This is a genomic window from Streptomyces sp. JLBG701, assembly GCF_058544905.1.
On record NZ_CM178588.1, the window covers coordinates 10,472,904 to 10,491,388 of the forward strand.

At 70.6% G+C, this 18,485-nt stretch carries 16 protein-coding genes; 13 read left to right on the forward strand and 3 right to left on the reverse strand.

Translation table 11 applies throughout. The annotated features are described in order from the left end of the window. The first annotated feature begins 136 nt into the window (after positions 1-136). From AC5DRG_RS47915 to AC5DRG_RS47970, 12 genes are all read left to right on the forward strand, one after another. Positions 137-961 carry an SDR family NAD(P)-dependent oxidoreductase gene (locus AC5DRG_RS47915; protein ID WP_491806603.1) on the forward strand — a complete coding sequence of 275 codons (825 nt, stop codon included), beginning with the start codon at positions 137-139 and terminating at the stop codon, positions 959-961. Next, positions 954-1,883 carry an amidohydrolase family protein gene (locus AC5DRG_RS47920; RefSeq protein WP_491806604.1) on the forward strand — a complete coding sequence of 310 codons (930 nt, stop codon included), beginning with the start codon at positions 954-956 and terminating at the stop codon, positions 1,881-1,883. The genes AC5DRG_RS47915 and AC5DRG_RS47920 overlap by 8 nt, the downstream gene beginning before the upstream one ends. Before the next feature lie 142 nt (positions 1,884-2,025). Then, complete coding sequence (locus AC5DRG_RS47925; protein WP_491806605.1) at positions 2,026-3,426, forward strand: FAD-binding oxidoreductase; 1,401 nt, start codon at positions 2,026-2,028, stop codon at positions 3,424-3,426. A 34-nt stretch (positions 3,427-3,460) separates the two neighbouring features. After that, entirely contained in the window at positions 3,461-4,468 is a 1,008-nt protein-coding gene (locus AC5DRG_RS47930) for an ABC transporter substrate-binding protein (protein WP_491806606.1), read from the forward strand. 2 nt (positions 4,469-4,470) lie between these two features. Further along, a complete protein-coding gene (locus AC5DRG_RS47935; protein ID WP_491806607.1) occupies positions 4,471-5,238 on the forward strand; it encodes an ABC transporter permease in 768 nt (255 codons plus the stop codon). 4 nt (positions 5,239-5,242) lie between these two features. After that, positions 5,243-6,082 carry an ABC transporter permease gene (locus tag AC5DRG_RS47940; protein WP_491806608.1) on the forward strand — a complete coding sequence of 280 codons (840 nt, stop codon included), beginning with the start codon at positions 5,243-5,245 and terminating at the stop codon, positions 6,080-6,082. After that, positions 6,079-6,924 (forward strand): ABC transporter ATP-binding protein, encoded by an 846-nt coding sequence (locus AC5DRG_RS47945; RefSeq protein ID WP_491806609.1) that lies wholly within the window; start codon positions 6,079-6,081, stop codon positions 6,922-6,924. The genes AC5DRG_RS47940 and AC5DRG_RS47945 overlap by 4 nt, the downstream gene beginning before the upstream one ends. Continuing rightward, entirely contained in the window at positions 6,921-7,346 is a 426-nt protein-coding gene (locus tag AC5DRG_RS47950) for a VOC family protein (RefSeq protein WP_491806610.1), read from the forward strand. The genes AC5DRG_RS47945 and AC5DRG_RS47950 overlap by 4 nt, the downstream gene beginning before the upstream one ends. Before the next feature lie 116 nt (positions 7,347-7,462). Further along, positions 7,463-9,454 carry an autotransporter outer membrane beta-barrel domain-containing protein gene (locus AC5DRG_RS47955; RefSeq protein WP_491806611.1) on the forward strand — a complete coding sequence of 664 codons (1,992 nt, stop codon included), beginning with the start codon at positions 7,463-7,465 and terminating at the stop codon, positions 9,452-9,454. 167 nt (positions 9,455-9,621) lie between these two features. Next, positions 9,622-10,842, forward strand: a complete 1,221-nt coding sequence (locus tag AC5DRG_RS47960; protein ID WP_491806612.1) for an amidohydrolase family protein — start codon at positions 9,622-9,624, stop codon at positions 10,840-10,842. Then, positions 10,839-12,302 (forward strand): carboxylesterase/lipase family protein, encoded by a 1,464-nt coding sequence (locus AC5DRG_RS47965; protein WP_491806613.1) that lies wholly within the window; start codon positions 10,839-10,841, stop codon positions 12,300-12,302. The genes AC5DRG_RS47960 and AC5DRG_RS47965 overlap by 4 nt, the downstream gene beginning before the upstream one ends. A 55-nt stretch (positions 12,303-12,357) precedes the next feature. After that, the gene (locus AC5DRG_RS47970) at positions 12,358-12,849 is read left to right on the forward strand and encodes a carboxymuconolactone decarboxylase family protein (protein WP_491806614.1); all 492 of its coding nucleotides are present in this window, start codon (positions 12,358-12,360) and stop codon (positions 12,847-12,849) included. A gap of 19 nt (positions 12,850-12,868) precedes the next feature. Here the strand turns inward: AC5DRG_RS47970 and AC5DRG_RS47975 are convergent, their stop codons facing one another. Next, entirely contained in the window at positions 12,869-13,831 is a 963-nt protein-coding gene (locus tag AC5DRG_RS47975; RefSeq protein ID WP_491806615.1) for an alpha/beta fold hydrolase, read from the reverse strand. Positions 13,832-13,985: 154 nt separating this feature from the next. Here AC5DRG_RS47975 and AC5DRG_RS47980 point away from each other — a divergent pair, with 154 nt between their 5' ends. Then, positions 13,986-14,726, forward strand: a complete 741-nt coding sequence (locus AC5DRG_RS47980; RefSeq protein ID WP_491806616.1) for a GntR family transcriptional regulator — start codon at positions 13,986-13,988, stop codon at positions 14,724-14,726. A gap of 18 nt (positions 14,727-14,744) precedes the next feature. On the opposite strand, the gene AC5DRG_RS47985 is transcribed toward AC5DRG_RS47980, so the two are convergent. Together AC5DRG_RS47985 and AC5DRG_RS47990 are read right to left on the reverse strand one after the other, a co-directional pair. Next, entirely contained in the window at positions 14,745-15,518 is a 774-nt protein-coding gene (locus AC5DRG_RS47985) for an SDR family NAD(P)-dependent oxidoreductase (protein ID WP_491806617.1), read from the reverse strand. A 144-nt stretch (positions 15,519-15,662) separates the two neighbouring features. After that, entirely contained in the window at positions 15,663-18,443 is a 2,781-nt protein-coding gene (locus AC5DRG_RS47990; protein WP_491813359.1) for an alpha/beta hydrolase family protein, read from the reverse strand. Positions 18,444-18,485 lie beyond the last annotated feature (42 nt).

Here is an 18,485-nt window from a genome sequence, read left to right on the forward strand (position 1 = left end):
ACCTATCCAACCCCCGTGTCGACACTACTGGCAATAGGACCCAAGGGAACTCTCATCTAAGGCTTGGACATTTACTTTCTGTCGACACCTGGCTAAGACTGTCGACAACCCAACGGACCCGACCGAGGGAGACTCCGTGACCCAAGACGTGCCCGAGGAGCGGCCAGGCCGCCTGGCGGGGCGCTTCGCCGTCATCGGCGGCGCCGGCAGCGTCGGCCCCGGGTGGGGCAACGGCCGCGCCACCGCCGTGATCTTCGCCAGGGAGGGCGCCACCGTCTTCCTGGCCGACCGGGACAAGGAGTCCCTGGAGATCACCGCACAGCAGATCCGGGACGAGGGCGGCACCGCGCACACGGCGGTCCTCGACGTGACCGAACCCGCCGCCGTCGAGGACTACTTCGCCCAGTGCGAGCGCCTCGCGGGCCGCATCGACGTCCTCGTCAACAACGTCGGCGGATCCCGCGCGGGCGGCGCGGTCGACCTCAGTGTCGAGGACTGGGAGAGCCAGCTGCGCACCAATCTGACCAGCGCTTTCCTGGCCTGCAAGCACGTCATCCCCATCATGCGGCGCGGCGGTGGGGGCGCCATCGTCAACACCGCCTCGGCGTCCGGGCTGCGCTGGACGGGTGCCGCCCAGGTGGGGTACGCGGCCGCCAAGGCGGCGGTCATCCAGCTGTCCCGGGTGACCGCCGTCGAGTACGCGCCCGACCGCATCCGCGTGAACACCGTCGTCCCCGGGCAGCTGCACACCCCGATGGTCGAGGCCCGCCTCGCCCATCAGCGCGCGGGCGGTGACGTGGCCGGGCTGCTGGCCCAGCGGCAGGCCCGCATTCCGCTCGGCTTCATGGGCGACGGCCGCGACACGGCGTACGCGGCGCTCTTCCTCGCCTCCGACGAGGCCCGCTTCGTCACCGGTACGGAGATCGTCGTCGACGGCGGAATGACGGCGCGCTGTGACTGAACCCGCCGTGGACGAGGGCCGGTTGACGCCCATGCCGAGTGCCCTGTCGGCCCCTTCACCCGGCTGCCCGCCCCCGCATCCCGCCCCGCGCACCCCGTCCCTCGTACTCCCGCCAGGCAGCTGCGACGCTCACTGTCACATCCTCGGCCCCGCCGACGTCTTCCCCTACGCCCCGGACCGCACGTTCACCCCGCTCGACGCGCCGAAGGAACAACTCCGCGCCCTGCACGTTCACTTGGGGCTGGGGCGGGCGGTGGTCGTGCAGTCCTCCTGCCACGGATACGACCACGCCGTGCTGCTGGACGCGCTGAGATTCGGCGGCGGCCGGCTGAGAGGCGTGGCGCTGATCGGCGAGACGACGACCAGGGCCGAGATCGAGGAACTGCACCGGGCCGGCGTACGGGCCTTCCGGCTCAACTTCCTGCCGCATCTGCGCACCCCGCCCTCCCGGGCCGAGATCGACTCCGTGCTCGAACGCGTCGACGGGCTCGGCTGGGCGGCCCAACTCCACGTGCGGGGCGAGGAGATCGCCGATCTCAAGGACGTGGTACGCGCCCTGCCCGGGCGGGTGGTCGTCGACCACATGGGGCGGGTCGACCTCGCTGACGGGCGTCACGGGATGGCTCTGCGCGCACTGATCGACAGCGGGCGGGTCTGGGTGAAGGTCAGTGGCGTCGACCGGATCTCACGGGAGGGCCCGCCGTACGCCGACGCCGTGGCCCTGGCCGCCGCGCTGGTGGCGCACGCGCCCGAGCGGGTGGTGTGGGGGACCGACTATCCGCACGTCAACATCGCCGGCGAGGCCCCCGATGACGGGCTGCTCGTCGACCTCGTCGAGCGCATCGCGCCCGACCCGGGGCACCTGCGAAGACTCATGGTCGACAACCCGGCCGAGCTCTTCGGCTTCCCGTCAATTCCCTGAGAGAACCCGTCGACTTGTCGAGGATTACCCATGAACTCACTAGTGTCGGCAGAGGTGGCAATTATTTCGCTGTCACATCCCTTGAAGGCCGAAAGTGTCGACAGTAGTGTCCCGACTCGAACCCCGCGTGAGGAGAACGGCCATGCCTGAGCTGTCCCAGGACAAGCTCCTCCGGCGCGGCGACGAGGCATACGAACCGGCACGCCTCGACGCCGTCTGGAACGAGCGCAAGCCCGACCGGTACCCCGACGTCATCGTGCTCGCCGAGAACGAGCGGGACGTCGTGGCCGCCGTACGGCTCGCCCACCGCCAAGGACTGCCGGTCGGGATCCGCTCCGGCGGCCACAGCTGGGTCGGCAACGGAGTGCGGGACGGCGGCATGCTCCTCGACCTCTCACGGCTGAACGACGTCACCGTCGACCCCGTGGCGTGCACCGCCTCCGTGCAACCCGCGGCCACGGGGCCTGCGCTGCTCGAACAACTCGCCCCGTACGGACTGTTCTTCCCCACCGGACACGCGCCCACCGTCGGAATCGGCGGCTTCATCCTGGGCGGCGGGTACGGCTGGAACTCGCGCCGCCTCGGCCCCGCCTGTCTGAGCATCGAAGCCATCGACGTCGTCCTCGCCGACGGCCCCCTGGTCCACGCCACCGACGACAACCACCCCGACCTGCTCTGGGCGGCCCGAGGAAGTGGCCCCGGCTTCTTCGGCGTCGTCACCCGCTTCCACCTCGCCCTGCACGACCTGCCCCGCCGCATCCTGCGGACCGTGCACAGCTACCCGCTCGACCTGCGGGACGAGGTGCTCGGATGGTCGTACGACACCCTCGAACGGCTGGCGCCCGAGGTCGAGTTCTCTGCGAAGGTCGGGTGGGGGTCTGGGGGCTTGCCCCCAGAAAAGCACAGCACTCCCGGGCTCGACCGCAAGACCGTCTCCGTCACCGCCACCGCCTTCTGCGAGAGCGACGGCAACCCGCTCGCCCTGCTGGAGGAGGCGCCCTTCCGGGAACACGCGCTGCGCGCGGTGGTCGCGCAGGAGACCGACATGGCCGAACTGTACGGCTACGCCGACAGGATGACCCCGGCCCGCATGCGCTGGGCGCTCGACGGGATCTGGGCCGACGGGCCGGTCGAGAAGATCCTGGAGGCGGCGCGGCCCCTGTTCGACTCGATCCCGGACACCACCAGCCATGTCCTGTGGATGCTCTGGGGCGGATTCCCGGAGCGCGCGAACGCCTGCTGGTCCAGTCAGGCCAAGGCGTACCTCTCGCCCAACGCGGGCTGGACCGATCCCGCCGAGGACCTCGCCCACGAACGCTGGGCGCACGGCGAACTGGCCGCCATCCAGCACCTGTCGAAGGGCCTGCAGTTCTCCGACAACAACCTCGCCGACCGCTTCGACTACGGGCTCAGCCCCGCCAACGCCGCGCGCCTGGAGAGGATCCGGGCCGTGTACGACCCCGAGGGGCTGTTCCGGACGTACATGACCCCTCGGGAATCCACGACCGTCTACGCCGCCGCGGCACACGCGCGGACGAACTAGCCCGTACTCGGAAAGCTCAAAGGAGAGCCGTTCCATGCAGACCTCGAGAACCCCGCGGCGTCGCGCCCTCATCCTGCTGTCCGCCCTGGCCGTCACCGGATCCCTCACGGTCACCGGCTGCGGAGGCGACTCGGCCACCGCCACGACCTCCGACGGCAAGGCAAAGATCACCGTCCTGCGCTCCAACGGCGCCATCTTCGAACCGCTCTACATCGCCGAGCAGCAGGGCTACTTCAAGGACGCGGGCCTCGACGTCACCATCAAGGCCGGCGCCCAGGACACCTCGCAGAACGCGCCGTCCGTCCTCAACGGCGAGGCCCAGTTCGCGATGACGGACAGCTCCGGTTTCCTCAAGAGCGCCGCCCAGGAGATGCCCCTGCGGATCGTGACCGGTCTTCAGTCGGCGACGACGAAGACCGACCCCACCGACGGGCTGTTGGTCAAGAAGGACAGCTCGATCGCGTCGTTCTCCGACCTGGAGGGCAAGACAGTCGGCATCTCCGCGCTCGGCGGGACCATCCAGTTCATCTGCGAGTACCTGGTGCAGAAGGACGGCGGCGACCCGAGCAAGGTCAAGTTCGTTGCCCTGCCCACGACTTCGCTCACCGACGCCGCCACCTCCGGCAAGACGGACGCGATCTTCTCCTTCGGGCCCTTCTACTTCGCCGGCAAGGACAGCGGACTGCGCTCCATAGGCAACGGCATGAACGACGTGCCCGGCATGGTCCAGGGCCTGCTGTTCTCCAGCGAGGAGTACCTGTCGAAGAACAGCGCCGCGGCGAAGAAGTTCATCGACGCGGTCGCCAAGGCCATCACGTACGCCAACGAGAACCCCGCGGCCGTCAAGGCGATCGACAAGAAGTACACCGAGGTCCCCGCCGAGTTCATCGACGCGCACGACACCAACTACTACGACAAGACCCTCAACACCACCGTCATGCGCACCGTCATCACGAAGATGCACGAGTTCGACCTGCTCGACAACGAGCCCAAGGACGACGCCCTCTACTGGGACCAGGCCCCGACCACGGCCGGGGAGTAGCGATGGCCAAGGTCCGACTGCTGCAACTCGGCGCGTTCGTCGCCGTGTTGCTGCTGTGGGCGCTGATCGCGGCAGTGGGCGTGGTCAGTTCTACCGCGCTCCCGGGGCCGGTTTCCGTGGCCGGCGCACTCGGCGACCTCCTCGGCAGCGGTGCGTTCTGGCAGGCGGTGGGGGAGACCCTGCGGGGCGCCGTGACCGGACTGCTCGTGGCGATGGCGGTGGGCATCCCGGTCGGCCTGCTGACCGGTGTGTACGCGGCGGCCGAGGAGTCCTCCCGGCTGCTGATGGAGGTGCTGAGGTCCTTCCCGGTGATCGCCCTGCTGCCGGTGTTCCTGCTCGTCCTCGGTTCGACCCCGGGCATGAAGGCGACGGTCGTCTTCATCGCCTGCGTCTTCCCGGTGCTGCTCCAGGCCCAGTACGGAGCACGCAGCGTGAGCCAGGCCGTGCTGGAGACCGTGCACGGCTACCGCATTCCGCGCCTGCTGCGCCTGCGCCGGGTGGTCCTGCCGGCCGCCGTCCCGTCGATCATGACGGGTCTGCGACTGGCGGCGACGACCTCGGTGCTGGTGTCCATCGGGGTCGAAGTGCTCACCACGCTGCCCGGCATCGGCCACATGATCATGGACTCGCAGCAAGGTGGTGCCTCCGCGCGGGCCTACGCGTACATCCTGACCGCCGGGGCCATCGGGTACACGATCAACCTGCTCGCGCAGTTCGCCGAGCACCGGCTGCTGCGCTGGCGTCCGCCCGTGCAGGCAGGAAAGGAGTAGCCGAGTGCCCTGGAAACCCGTCCTGCGTCAACTGTGGCTGCCTGTCCTGGTGTTCGTGGTCCTGCTGGTGTCGACAGCGGGCAGCACCAGCTTCTACTTTCCGCCGCTGACCGAGGTCCTCACCACCCTGTGGGACGAGCTGCTGCACGGCGGACTTTTCGGGGACCTGCTGTTCAGCCTGCGCAACATCCTCCTCGGTCTGGCACTCGCCACGATCGTGGGCGTGGGCGCCGGACTCGTCATCGGCGAGGTACGCACCCTGCGCCTGGCGACCGGCCCGCTGCTCGACTTCGCCCGCGCGACCCCCACCGTGGGCTTCGTGCCCGTCATCATCCTCACCCTGGGCATCGGCTCCGGACCGAAGATCTTCCTGATCTTCCTGGGATCGGTATGGCCGATCCTGCTCAACACGATCAGCGGTGTGCAGTCGATCAGCCCGGCCGTGCACGAGACAGCCCGCGGCTACCGCATCCCCTGGACTCTGCGGATGCGCCGGGTCGTCCTGCCCGGCGCCCTGCCGCAGATCCTCGCGGGCATCCGGGTCGCCCTGTCCATCGCCGTCGTCCTCATGGTCGTCAGCGAGATCTACGGATCGCCGGTGGGCCTCGGCAACTTCATCCTGCAGAGCGGTTCGAGCTTCCACGTGGCCGAGACCTGGGCCGGCACCATCCTGATCGGCATCCTCGGGTACGGCCTGAGCGTGCTGCTCCTGCTCGTCGAGCACCGCCTCCTGGGCTGGTACCACCAGCGCGCGCCCCGCATCCGGTCGCCCCGTCCAGTCCCAGGCCCCTCGGCACGGACCGACAGCACCGAGAGCATCAAGAGCAACGGAGTCGTCGTATGACACGCGGATCCAGCCTGTACGTCGAGGACCTCTGCATGACCTTCGGACAGGGGCCGCAGGAGCACCGTGTCCTCGACCGACTGTCCCTGCGGGTGGACCCGGGGGAGTCCGTGTGCGTCGTCGGCCCGTCCGGCGCGGGCAAGACGACGCTGTTACGCTGTCTCGCCGGACTGGCCAGGCCCACCTCGGGCCAAGTGCGCTACGGGGAACAGCGGTTGACCGAACCGCACGCCGACATCGCCGTCGTCTCCCAGGACTACCGCGGCTCGCTGCTGCCCTGGCTGCGGGTGTGGGACAACGTGGCGTTCCCGCTCCAGGGCCGGGGCGTGCGGAAGGCCGAGCGCAAGCGGCGCGCGCTGGACTGCCTGGAGGCGGTCGGGCTGGTGGACGTCGGCGAGAAGTACCCGTGGCAGCTCTCCGGCGGTATGCAGCAGCGGGTGGCCATCGCGCGCGGCCTCGCCTACGACGCCCCCGTGCTGCTGATGGACGAGCCCTTCGGATCGGTGGACGCCCAGTCCCGCTTCGACCTGGAGGACCTGACCCTGGAGCTGCGCCGACGGCTCGGCATCACGGTGGTCGTGGTCACCCACGACATCGACGAGGCCGTCTATCTCGGCGACCGGGTCATCGTCCTCGGCGGGAAACCGACGGCCGTCCTGGACACGCTCACCGTCCCGCTCGGCACCGACCGCGACCAGCTGACGACCCGGGCCGACCCTCGCTTCGCCGAACTGCGCACGAGCGTGCTGGCACAGATCCGCGGTGAACGGGCGGCGGACAACCCGAAGCCGGCCGAACCCCCGCCGACGGCGCCGCAGGACGCGGAAGTGGTACGCAAGTGACAGCCCGCTTCGACCATGTGGGCCTCTCCGTGTCGGACCTGGAGGCGGCGACGGCCTGGTACGGCGTGGCGCTAGGGCTGACGACGGAGTCGACCTTCGAGGTGCCCGGCACCGACCTCAGCGGTGTGATGCTCCGTCACCCCACCGGCTACCGGATCGAGTTGCTCCACCGCCCCTGCGCTACAGCCGGCCTCACGGCCGCCGACCCGCTGGAGGCGGCGGCCACGCTCGGCTACGGCCACTTGTGCGTGAGTGTCGACACCCCCGAGCAGGTCGACGCCGAGTTCGACCGGCTCGTGACGGCGGGCGCGGGGATCCGGATGACCCCGCGGGCCGCACCTCGTCCCGGCGCCCGGATGGCCTTCGTGTCCGACCCGTTCGGGAACCTGATCGAGCTGATCGACCGAGGGGCGCCCGCCTGACGCGCTCCCCCCTGAACTCTCCTCACCACACCGCCTTCTTCACCACACCGTCCCGGGCCGACGCCCCCACGTCGGTCGACCCTGCCCGAAAACACTGGAAGACAAAGGAGTTCACAGTGCCCAGCAGAAGCAGTGCGTTGGACCACGAGGTCACCTACCGGGCCCGCCCCCGCGCCCTCCTCGTGGCGGTCACCGCCGCCCTGGCCCCGACGCTCGTCGCCCCCGCGACCGCGCACGCCGCGTCCAGGAAGGGCGTGAAGAAGGCCGCCTGCATCGAGGTCGCCGCAGGGGAGACCCTGGAGCTGACCGAGACGACGACCGCGAGCTGCCTCATCATCGAGGAGGGCGGCGTCATCACCGTCCCCGACGGCTACAGCCTCACGCTCACCGTCAACGGCGTGGAGACCGGCTCCCAGCTCGCCGAACTCACCGACGGCTACGGCGGCGCGGCCACCGCGATCGCCGCCGGCACCTACAACGGCACGATCACCCTCAACGTCGCCGAGGCCACCGACCTCGCCTACAGCGACCTCACCTTCCCCTTCCGGCAGGCGATCTACGTCGACGCCGACGGGGTCGACGAGGCCAAGTCGGTCCCCTCCGACGTACGCGGCGGCACGGTCACCGACACCGCCGCCTCGAACATCCAACTCCTGTCCAACGGCGAGGCGTTCAACGGCGTCTACGTCACCGGCGGCGGCAGCTACACCCTCACCGACCCGAAGATCGCCTTCGACGGCAACGGTCGCTGCGACTTCATCGGCTACGGGGCCTCCGTCGTCGGCACCGGAGCGGGCACCACGCTCGTCCTCGACGGCGCCACCATCAGCAACGTGGGCGTGGTCCGCACCGCGGTCATCGCCGACGCCACCGCCAACGTCGTCGTCAAGAACTCCACCCTGCACTGCGCGGACGGCACGGTCCCCGACGAGTACCCGAGCGCGGGCACCGGCGACACCCGCTACATGATCACCGTGCCGTGGATGCTGGGCCTGTCCGGCAACGTCCGCACCACCAACCTGCTCGGCGCGAGTACCAAGGCGTCGTACATCAACTCCACGATCTCCTCCGAGAAGTGGGGCGTCCTCTCGGTCGACGGCGGCAGCTACTGCACCCTCACCGCCATCAACAGCACCATCGCCAACACCGGCGGCGAGGGCTACGGCTCGTACGCCATCGGCAACGTCACCGAGCACTTCCTCGGCTGCACCTTCGACGTCGGCGACTACGCCCTCATCCACTGGGGCGCGTCGGCCCACTACGGCGACAGCACGAAGGACGCGGTCGCCGCCCTCAACGAGTCGCTGGAACTCGGGCTCACCACCGCCGAGTTGGACAAGCTGCCGGTGCGGTCGAGCGTCGTGGGCGCCGGCCGTTTCATGGTCCTTTGGTACGCGGCCGGGTCCGTCACCATCGACGGCGGCACACAGGTCAACACCGGCGAGACGGCCTTCATGTGCAAGGCGGTGGCGGGCTCCGTCACCGTGGACGGCTCCGACGGGGCCACGATCAACCCGGGCAACGGGATCGTCTTCCAACTCATGGACACCGACCGGCCCAGCAGCGTCTCGGTGTCGGGCAAGCCCTGGAAGACCGAGACGATCGGCACGTACACCGAGCCCACCGGGTCCCCGACCAAGTCGTCCAGCTGGGTCACCACATCCGCCCAGTCCACCGACGCGAAGGCCACCTTCACGGACATCGAGCTGACGGGCGACTTCTACAACTCGGTGCGGGGCGGCGGCAACGCGAGCCTCCAGGGCCAGAACCTGGTCCTCTCCTTCACCAACTCCACGGTCGAGGGCGTCCTTTCGGCATCGACCGCCAAGCACAACGTCTCCACGATCACCTCGGCGGAGTACCGAGAGATCAGCGAGGTCACCAACACCCCGAGCGCGGTCGTCAACAACGGCGTCATCGTGACCCTGGGCAGCGGCACGAACTGGACGGTCACCGGAACGTCGTACCTGTCCGCGCTGACGCTGGCGTCCGACGCGGCGGTGCGGGCACCGAGCGGGAAGACCGTGACGTTGACGGTCGACGGCACGGCGACGGAGATCGCGGCGGGATCGTCCTACACCGGCGCACTGACGCTGACCGTGGCGTGACGGAGGCGTGAACCGGCCCCCGGGTGGATGCGAACCGAATCCCGGGGGCCGGAGCCTCTACCGGGACCGTAATCACGGATGCGATTCATGTCCACACTTTGCGCATCCATTGACGGTCAGAGGCGTGTTGGGCAGGCTGAGTGTCGACAGTTAATCGAGGAGAAGTCGTGACCCGCATCCTCTTCACCGACGTCCAGGTCTTCGACGGCACCGGACGCGACCCCTTCCCCGCCGAGGTCCTCGTGGAGGGTAACCGCGTCACCGTGGTCGCCGACCGCGTCCCCCGCGACCTGCGCACCGAGGCCCGGGTGATCGACGGCAGGGGCGGCACCCTCCTGCCCGGCCTCGTCGACGCCCACGCCCACCTCGGCTTCGGCTCCACCGTCGAACACCGCTCCCCGCGCCGCAACGAACCCGACGAGGAGAAAGCCCTGCTCGTCGCGCACGCCGGCCGCGTCCTGCTCGACCACGGCATCACCAGCGCCTACTCCGGCGGCAATCGGCTACCCCGCACGGAGACCGCCGCCCGCAAGGCCTTCGCCGAGGGCTGGATGCCCGGCCCCCGACTGAAGGCGGCCTCCTGGGAGGGCAGCGCGGGCATGGTCGAACCCGGTGTGTACGACTTCCCGGGCGTCGACGGTCGCGCGTCCGACCCCGAGTCGGTCTCCCGCTTCGTCACCGACATGGCCGAACTCGGCGTCGACATCGTCAAGTTGTCGCTCTCCGGCGAGAGCGCGGTGGTCCAGGGCACCTCGCGGATCGTGCAGTTCACGGACGAGGAGGTCGCCGCCGCCGCGCACGCCGCCGGCAAACACGGCGTCTGGCTCACCGCGCACGCCCACGCCGCCGAGTCCGTGAAGATGGCCGTACGCCACGGCATCCGCGCCGTCTACCACTGCACCTTCGCCGACGAGGAGGCCCTCGACCTCCTCGAAGCCGCCCGCGACCACCTGTTCGTCGCACCCACCCCCGGGATCATCCACGCCAACCTCCACGAGGCCGGCAGCGAACCCGAGCCCGGCATGGAGGTCGAGGCGACCGCGAAGGCCGTACGGCAGGTCGTGCCCGAACTCGTCCGGCGCGGCGTGCGCGTCGTCCCCGGCGGCGACTACGGCTTCGCCTGGAACCCGGTCGGGCGCAATCTGCGCGACCTCGAACTGTTCGTCGACTGGTTCGGCTTCACCCCGACCGAGGCCCTGCGGGCGGCGACCATGTACGGCGGCCAGGTGATGGGCATGGGCGAGGAACTCGGGCTGATCCGGGAGGGGTTCCTCGCCGACCTCGTCCTCGTCGACGGGGAACCATTGGAGGAGATCGGCATCCTCCAGGACCGCGACCGGCTGACGGCCGTCATGAAGGACGGCTCGCTCCACAAGGCCCCGGCGTGATCCGAGTGCGCGGCGCGGGCGGGCGGCTCGCGGGGGAGTGGGAGGCGGGCGTGGCCGCCTTCAGGGGCATCCCCTTCGCCGAGCCACCCGTCGGCGACCTGCGCTGGCGACCGCCCCGGCCCGTCCGGCCCTGGGAGGGGGAGCGTCGCGCCTACGAGTTCGGGCCCGCGCCCCTGCAACCGCAGCCGCCCCGCGACTCGATCATGTACCACACCAACTTCGCCGACCAGCGGGCCCTGACGATGAGCGAGGACTGCCTCTATCTCAATGTGTGGACACCCGAGCCGAGCGGCGCGGCAGGACTGCCGGTCATGGTCTGGATCCACGGCGGCGGCAACCGCTACGGCCACGGCGGACAGGAGATCCACGACGGGCGCGCCATGGCCCGACGCGGTCTCGTCGTCGTCACCCTCAACCACCGGCTCGGCGCCCTCGGTTTCCTCGCCCACCCCGGACTCGCCGCCGAGGACGACCTGGGCGCCAGCGGGAACTACGGGCTGCTCGACATCGTCGCCGCCCTGACCTGGGTACGGGAGAACATCGCTTCCTTCGGCGGCGACCCGGACCGCGTGACACTCGCGGGCAACTCCGCCGGGGCCGCCCACATCTGCCACCTCATGGCGTCGGACGCGGCCCGGGACCTCTTCCACGCGGCCCTCGCGCAGAGCGCCTCCGGAGTGGGGCGCGCCGAGGGTCCCCTCGTCGGGCAGGGCGTCGCGCAGAAGCAAGGGCTGTGCTGGGCCGAGGAGTTCGGCGACCGGGACATCGACGGGCTGCGGCGCCTCGACGGGGTGGAGCTGGTCCTCAAGGGGCACTTCGGGCCGGTCGTCGACGCACGTGTCCTCACCGAGCCGAGCGACGACGTGTTCACGGCCGGCCGCCAGCACGCCGTACCGCTCCTGGTCGGCAGCAACCTCGACGAGGGGTCCGTGTACGCCTCCCTGGACGCCCTGCGGAAGCTGCCGGTGGAGCCCGGCACCGACGAGCTGTACCCCGTGCGTGACACGGACCAAGCCCGGCGCACGGCACGGCGGTTCACCGGAGAGAGCCGGTTCACCTACCCCGTCTGGCACTGGGCGACGGCCCACCACGACCGGGCACCCACCTGGATGTACCGCTTCGAGCGCACACCGCCACTACCGACGGGCCTCGACCTCACGCCCCCGCGCGACGGCCTCCCGGGCTACGGCGTCCACCACACCGCCGAACTCCCTTACGCCCTGGACACCTTGGACTGCCGACCGTGGCCCTGGACCGAGACCGACCACGCCCTCGCCCACACCATGGCCAACGCCTGGGCCCGCTTCGTCGAGACGGGCGACCCGAACGGGGGTGCGCTGCCCGCCTGGTCCGGCTTCACCGGCACCGAGGTCATGGTCTTCGGGGACACCGTGCACCCCGGTACGGTCGAGCGGCTCGACGCGATGCGGCTGCTGGCCCGTTGCCCACGCCCCCTGTGACCCGTTGCCCACGCCCCCTGTGACCCGTTGTCCACGCCTCTGTGAAAGGACCCTCGTGGCAAGACTCCCCGACACCGACGGCACCGGCGAGATCGCCCACCGCATCCGCGAGCGCCGCGGCGGGACCCTGCGCCCGCTCGACCGCATGCTGCTGCACAGCCCACAACTTGCCGACGGCTGGAACAGCCTGCTCGGCGCGGTTCGCGGCCGTATGGAACTCCCGGCCGACCTACGGGAGTTGGTGATCCTGAGGATCGCCGTGCTCAACGGCGCCGAGTACGAGTGGACGGCGCACGAACCCGAAGCGCGCCGGGCCGGAGTCACCGACGCGGACCTGGCGGAGCTGCGCCGAGATCGGCCGGACCTCGATCCACGCCGGAAGCGGGTCATCGCGTACACCGACACGATGACCCGCGACATCCAGGTTCCGGAGGAGCTGTTCGACGCCCTGCGCGCCGACTTCAGCCACACGGAACTCGTCGAGCTGACGGCGACCGTGGCGGCGTACAACATGGTGTCCCGCTTCCTGGTCGCTCTGGACGTGTGACGACAGGGGGCGACAGGGGCTAGGCCCGGTGACCGCCGTGCCGCCTCAGGAAAGCGATCAGCAGGCGGTTCCACGCACGGGGCTGCTCCCAGTGCGGGTTGTGGCCCGCCTCGTCGACGATATGGGTCTGCACGTCCCGCAGGTGCTGGGCGTTGAGGCGCATGGTCGACGGCGGGCTGTACAAGTCGGAGTCACCGGTGATGAGTTGGACGGGAAGGGCCAGAGTCTCCAGCGCCGCCCAGGTGATCTGGTGGGCCAGGGACTGCGCGAACGCGTCCGACGTCCTGGCGCGGGCGTTGATCTCCAGCCAGGCCGCCACCCCGTCCCGGTCGCCACCGCGATAGGAGGGGCCCAGTTCCTTGAAGTCGACGGGCATGTCGCCGAACGGATCCGGCTGCAGCGCCTCCGTCAGCTCCAGGTACTCGGCGTCCTGGATGCCCATGATGCTGCCGGAGACGGTCAGGCTGCGCAGCCGGTCCGGGTACGACAGGGCGTAGTCGATCGCCACCGGGCCGCCCGCCGCCGAGCCGGACAGATGGAAGGTGTCCAGGCCCAGATGGTCGGCGAGGGTGTTGAGGTCTCCGGTGGCCGTGTCGGCCTCCGCCCTGGTGCCGGCCACCGAGCCGAACGCGCCCCGCCGTGAGTAGCCGATGACCCGGAAGCCCGCGCCCGCCAGCACCGGCTGCTGGTAGGGCCAGCTCTCGCCGCTGCCGGACCCCGGGTGCAGCAGCACGACCGGCTCGCCGGTGCCGCCGGTGTCCCAGCACCACAGGCTGCCGCCGCCGGACACGGGAACCTGGTACTCGGTCACCGGCACTTGCTCGGGCACCGGAACCGGCTCCCACGGCTCCTGCCCATGGGGCGCGGCCGACGCGGCATGCGCCGTGCCCTGAGCGGCACCGGTGGCGGTCAGGGCGGCGAGAGCGGCACCGCCGACCACGGCTCGTCTGCTGAGGGCCGGAGCTGTGCGGTCTGCGTTCATGGATCCTCCTGATAGGGGTGTGGTGGTACGTCGGCAGACGGGACTGTCTGTCGACAGGTGGGCCGGGACGCCCATGAAGGACTGTCCCGGGATGAGATAGTGTCGACACCGTTGAACGGGCTGTGAGCCCGGACCAGGCAGGGAGAATCGCCGCATGACCGATCAGGACACGCACCTCGTGCTGGAGCGCCTCCTGCGCCTGCGGGACCGGCGTGAACCGTTGGTCGCGCAGATCGCCGAATGGGTCGGCGCGGGCATCATCGAAGGGCGTCTGGAACCGGGGCAGGACCTCAACAGCGTCGAGTTGTCACGCCGCTTCGACACCAGCCGCACGCCCGTGCGCGAGGCGCTGATGCTCCTCGAACAGGAGGGCCTGGTCGAGATGAAGGCCCGGCGCCGGCCCCGTGTCGCCGCGCCCTCCCTCCAGGACATCCGCGACATCTACCAGGTGCGCCGACAGCTCCTGTCGATGCTCGCGGGCCTGCTGGTCGACCGCGCCACCGACGAGGAACTGACCGAACTGCGCACCCGGGTCGAGAAGATGCGCAAGCTCGCCGACGACGATGACGTGGACGCGTACTTCTGGAGCCATGTACTGCTCCAGGAGCGGATGACCGAGATCGTCGGCAACGCCACCCTGAAACAGATCCTGGACTCGCTGGCTCTGCGCACCCTGATGTTGCGCCACCTGAGCCTGACTCGCGCCGGCCGCCTGGCCTACAGCATCGACGACCAGGAACGGCTGCTCCAGGCCTGCGAGGAGCGGGACGGGGAGCTGGCGTCGGCCCTGATCGCCGGGGCGACGGTGCGGGCGCTGCGCGCGGTGGAGGAGCAACTGGAGCAGGACGCGGCACGCTCCGCCAAACCGCCCCGGAAGCGACGCACGGAGTCCTGATCCGCCCGACCCGGGTGCTCACTTGGCCAGCACCCCGCCGTCCACGGGGAAGTTGCCGCCCGTCACCCACGCCGACTCCTCCGACGCCAGATAGACCGCGCACCACGCGATGTCCTCGGGTGTGCCGACCCGGCCCAGCGGGATACGGGCGAGCAGCGCCTCGCGGGCCGCGCCCTCGTGGGCCCCGGCCGACTCGGTGGCGGGCGTGCGGACCATGCCGGGCGAGATGGTGTTGGCGCGGATGCCCGACGCACCGCCCTCCGCGGCGAGTTGACGGGTCAGTCCGAGCACGGCCGACTTGCCCGCGCAGTGCGCGACCATCCCGAAGGTTCCGCTGCCCCGGAAGGCGTTCACCGAGGCGAAGTTGATGATGGAGCCGCCGCCGGACGCCACCAGGTGCGGCCAGGCGGCCTGCACGGGCAGGAAGACGACGTCGACCTCGCCCCGCATCGTCGGCGTCCACTGCTCCTCGAAGTCCATGTCCGCCGCACTCGCCATGTGCGGGGCGATGGCGCCGGCGGTCACGAGAACGTCGACGCGTCCGTGCCGTGCGTACGCCTCGTCCGCGAAGCGCCGGGCGTCGGCGGGGCGCGTCATGTCGAAGGGGGCGAGTACCTCGAGTTCCAGCCCCCTGTCCGCGGCCAGCTTGCGCGTCCGCCCGGCCGCGGCCGGGTCGATGTCGCAGCCGACGACGGTCGCGCCCTGCTCGGCGAAGAGCAGGGCGCATCCCTGGCCGATCCCGGCGCCCGCGCCGGTGACGAGTGCGACTTTGCCGGAGAGCCTGCCGGTCACGTGGACCTCCTCGTAGAGGCAGTCGTACGAGACCGCGGCGCGGCTCGCCCTCCCTTCCTAGTGTCGACACTATGGCGAGGTCAAGAGGTGGAACGTTCGACATTCGCGATAGTGTCGACACTGTGTGGGTGAGTGCCGGGGAAGTCAGGGCGTGTCGAGCACCGTGCCCGTCAACTCCGGTCCGTCGTCCTGCGGTTCACCGTTGTCGTCGGTCAACTGGAAGCGGACGGACTCCTCCTGCTCGGTCACCTGGTCCTTGACCGTGGGCAAGGCCACCTCCGTGTCGGTCTGCCCCGCAGGGATGTCCACCCACAGGTAGAGGTACTCCAGGCCGGAGAGCGGGCGCTCCGGGTCCGGCGACTCGCCGGTGTAGTCCAGGAGCCACTGGGGGTCGACGTCCTTGGTGGACAGTTCCGCCCCGCCGGTGACCGGCTGCACGGCGAACAGCGCGCCCACGCCCGAGTCGGCGACCGACGACAGGGACACCCGCCACTTCAGGGTCTCCCCTTCGGCGACCCGGTCCGCGACCGGTGTCACGCTGATCGTGGGCATCGGGTCGTCGTTCTCCACGGTCACGCCGCCGCGGTGCGAGCCGACGACGGCACCCCGGACCGCCTTCACGAGGACGTCGTGCGAGACGTCGTAGGAGAAGCGCGTGTTTCCCGCCACCTCGACCGGTACGTCGATGGCGTCACCCCCGGGTCGCACGGTCACCAGTCGGTCCTTGGCGGCGCCGGTGTCCGGGTCGAGGACGAACAGCCGTACCTGCCCGCCGCCTTGACCGGAGACCCGCACGGACACCTGGTAGGTCTTGACGCCCGTGTCGCCCTCCTCGACGGTCGTGCGTCCGATGTCGACGCGGGGCAGCGCGGCCTCGTGCACGGCGGGCGTGCCGGGACGCCAGCCCCAGGCGTCCATCAGCCAGGCCTGCCCGGACCTCGAACGCGGCGTCAGTTCCAGCGACTTGACGTGCCGCAGGTCGAGACCGGCCTGTGCGGCTGCGGCGAGCGGCACCCGCACCTCGCGCGCCCAGTAGGAGGTGGTCCGCTCGGACCCCGGCAGTCCGTCGACCCGGATCCGGCCCAGGTTCGCCCGGCGCCCGGAGGTGTCGGTGACGGAGACGTCGAGCTGGGTCCCGGTGGTGTTGGGCGGCACGATGACCCGTAGCGTCAGCCCCTTCGCCCCGCCCAGGGACAGGGGTTGAGCGGGGCGCACCCGTACCGCGGAGCCGGGCTCGGACCAGCGCAGCGCCACCGCGTGGCGGCCTGCCTCCCGGTCCGTGTCCCACATCGCGAAGTGCGGCGAGCCTCCGGGGGTGTCGGACGGCAGACAGGCCACGGCCGGGTCGGGATCCACCGCCGAGCACAGCCGGCCGCCGGTCACGGTCACCTTGCTGTCCGGCAGGAACCCGGCGCCGCGCTTCGCGCCCACCGCGTGGGTCAGGACGCGCGCGGGATCCGCCGAGGGCGCCCGCCTGCCCGAGCCGTCGAGCAGCGGACGTACCCGATCGTCACGCGCTACGAACAGCCGGGCCGCCGCCGCGATGTACGTCGAGCCGGCCTGGTGCTGCTGGTCGGCGGTCAGCCGGGTCGCGGTGCCCGGCGTGCACACCGGGTCGGGCTGATCCTCGTTGTCCCAGAAGTCGTCGTCGGCGGGCGCCTCGGCCTGCCCCGGAGTCCACTCGCTGTTGAAGAAGTTGTGGTTGGCGCCGACCACATAGACGGCGCTGTGCAGGGCCTCGCCCCGGCTGACCCGGCGGGTGCCGTCGACGTACAACTCGCCCTGGAGATCGGAGACATCGCCGTCGCAGCCCGGCAGGATCGTCACCGACGGGACATCGGGGACCGGGTTCTGGCCGAAGATCGTCGGACCGATGAGGACGGTCCCGCGGATGTGCCAGCGCACCGGGCCGCGGTAGCCGTCCTGATCGGCGGGCGGCGGGTAGAGGCTGTCCATGGCGGCCCGGTTCACGCCCTCGCCGCCCCGGGAGTGCCCGACGAGCAGCACGCGGGACAGGTCGGCCTTCGGCGCGTTCCGTACGACCGCGGGTGCCGTGGCCGGATGATCCGCCCAGTCGGCCCAGCGGGCGAGATGCTGCCGCACCAGCGACGAACGGGCCTGCGCGCCACCGTCCTCGGCGGCCCAGTCCTGGCCGTTGATGCCGTTGGCCGAGATCGACACCGTCACATAGCCCTGGGAGGCCAGGAGTTGCTGGTCGCGCAGATAACCCCGGTGGCTGGGCACCGGTTTCGTCCCGGCCGGGCAGGGCCAGTCGCCGGTGATGTCGCCGGTGGCGGTGTAGCAGGTGTAGTGGCGGCCGTGCAGGAACAGCGCGAGCGGCCGGCTGCCCGTGGCCCCGGTCGGTGCGACCACCACGGCTTGCATCTCCACGGGATTCGGAAACCCGGGCAGCTGTACGGACTTGAGGCTGTACTCGCCGGTGACTGTCCGGTACGAGCCGGGCTTGCCCGGGTCGACGGAGTTGGCCGGCAGCGCGGCCGGCGGACTCACCGCCGCCGGGGAACGAAGCTCGCGCCGCTGCTCGGCGACACCGGCCGCGTCCAACCGCCGCCCCGACGACCGCACTTGGAGATCGCTCCCCGACTCCAGGCCCACGGCGCCGAGTTCGAGCCGGAACGTCCGCCCGTCCGCGCCCGCCTTCGGCAGGCCGAGGAGACGGTCGCCGTCGTAGAACTCGACCCGCGAGTCCCCCATGGGCACGGGCTCGGCCGACCGCCAGATCAGCTGCCGCTGCCGACCCTCACCGGTGATCCGCCAGTCGGGCGGCAGCACCGGGTCGGTGACGCCCGAGGCCGCCCCCACTCCGGGCTCCGCCGCCGAGCGCGCCTGCGCCCACCCCGGCGAACCCCCCACCAACACGAAGACCGCCGCAGCGGTCACCCCTATTCGCCGGGCAAGTAACAACACGTCTCTCCTCCACCGTCCGGCGCGGACGCCCCGACCGTC

Coding starts and splice junctions, on each gene's coding strand:
- AC5DRG_RS47945 (WP_491806609.1), top strand. CDS start 6,079: ATGACACGCGGATCCAGCCTGTACGTCGAGGACCTCTGCATGACCTTC.
- AC5DRG_RS47975 (WP_491806615.1), bottom strand. CDS start 13,831: ATGAACGCAGACCGCACAGCTCCGGCCCTCAGCAGACGAGCCGTGGTC.
- AC5DRG_RS47935 (WP_491806607.1), top strand. CDS start 4,471: ATGGCCAAGGTCCGACTGCTGCAACTCGGCGCGTTCGTCGCCGTGTTG.
- AC5DRG_RS47980 (WP_491806616.1), top strand. CDS start 13,986: ATGACCGATCAGGACACGCACCTCGTGCTGGAGCGCCTCCTGCGCCTG.
- AC5DRG_RS47925 (WP_491806605.1), top strand. CDS start 2,026: ATGCCTGAGCTGTCCCAGGACAAGCTCCTCCGGCGCGGCGACGAGGCA.
- AC5DRG_RS47930 (WP_491806606.1), top strand. CDS start 3,461: ATGCAGACCTCGAGAACCCCGCGGCGTCGCGCCCTCATCCTGCTGTCC.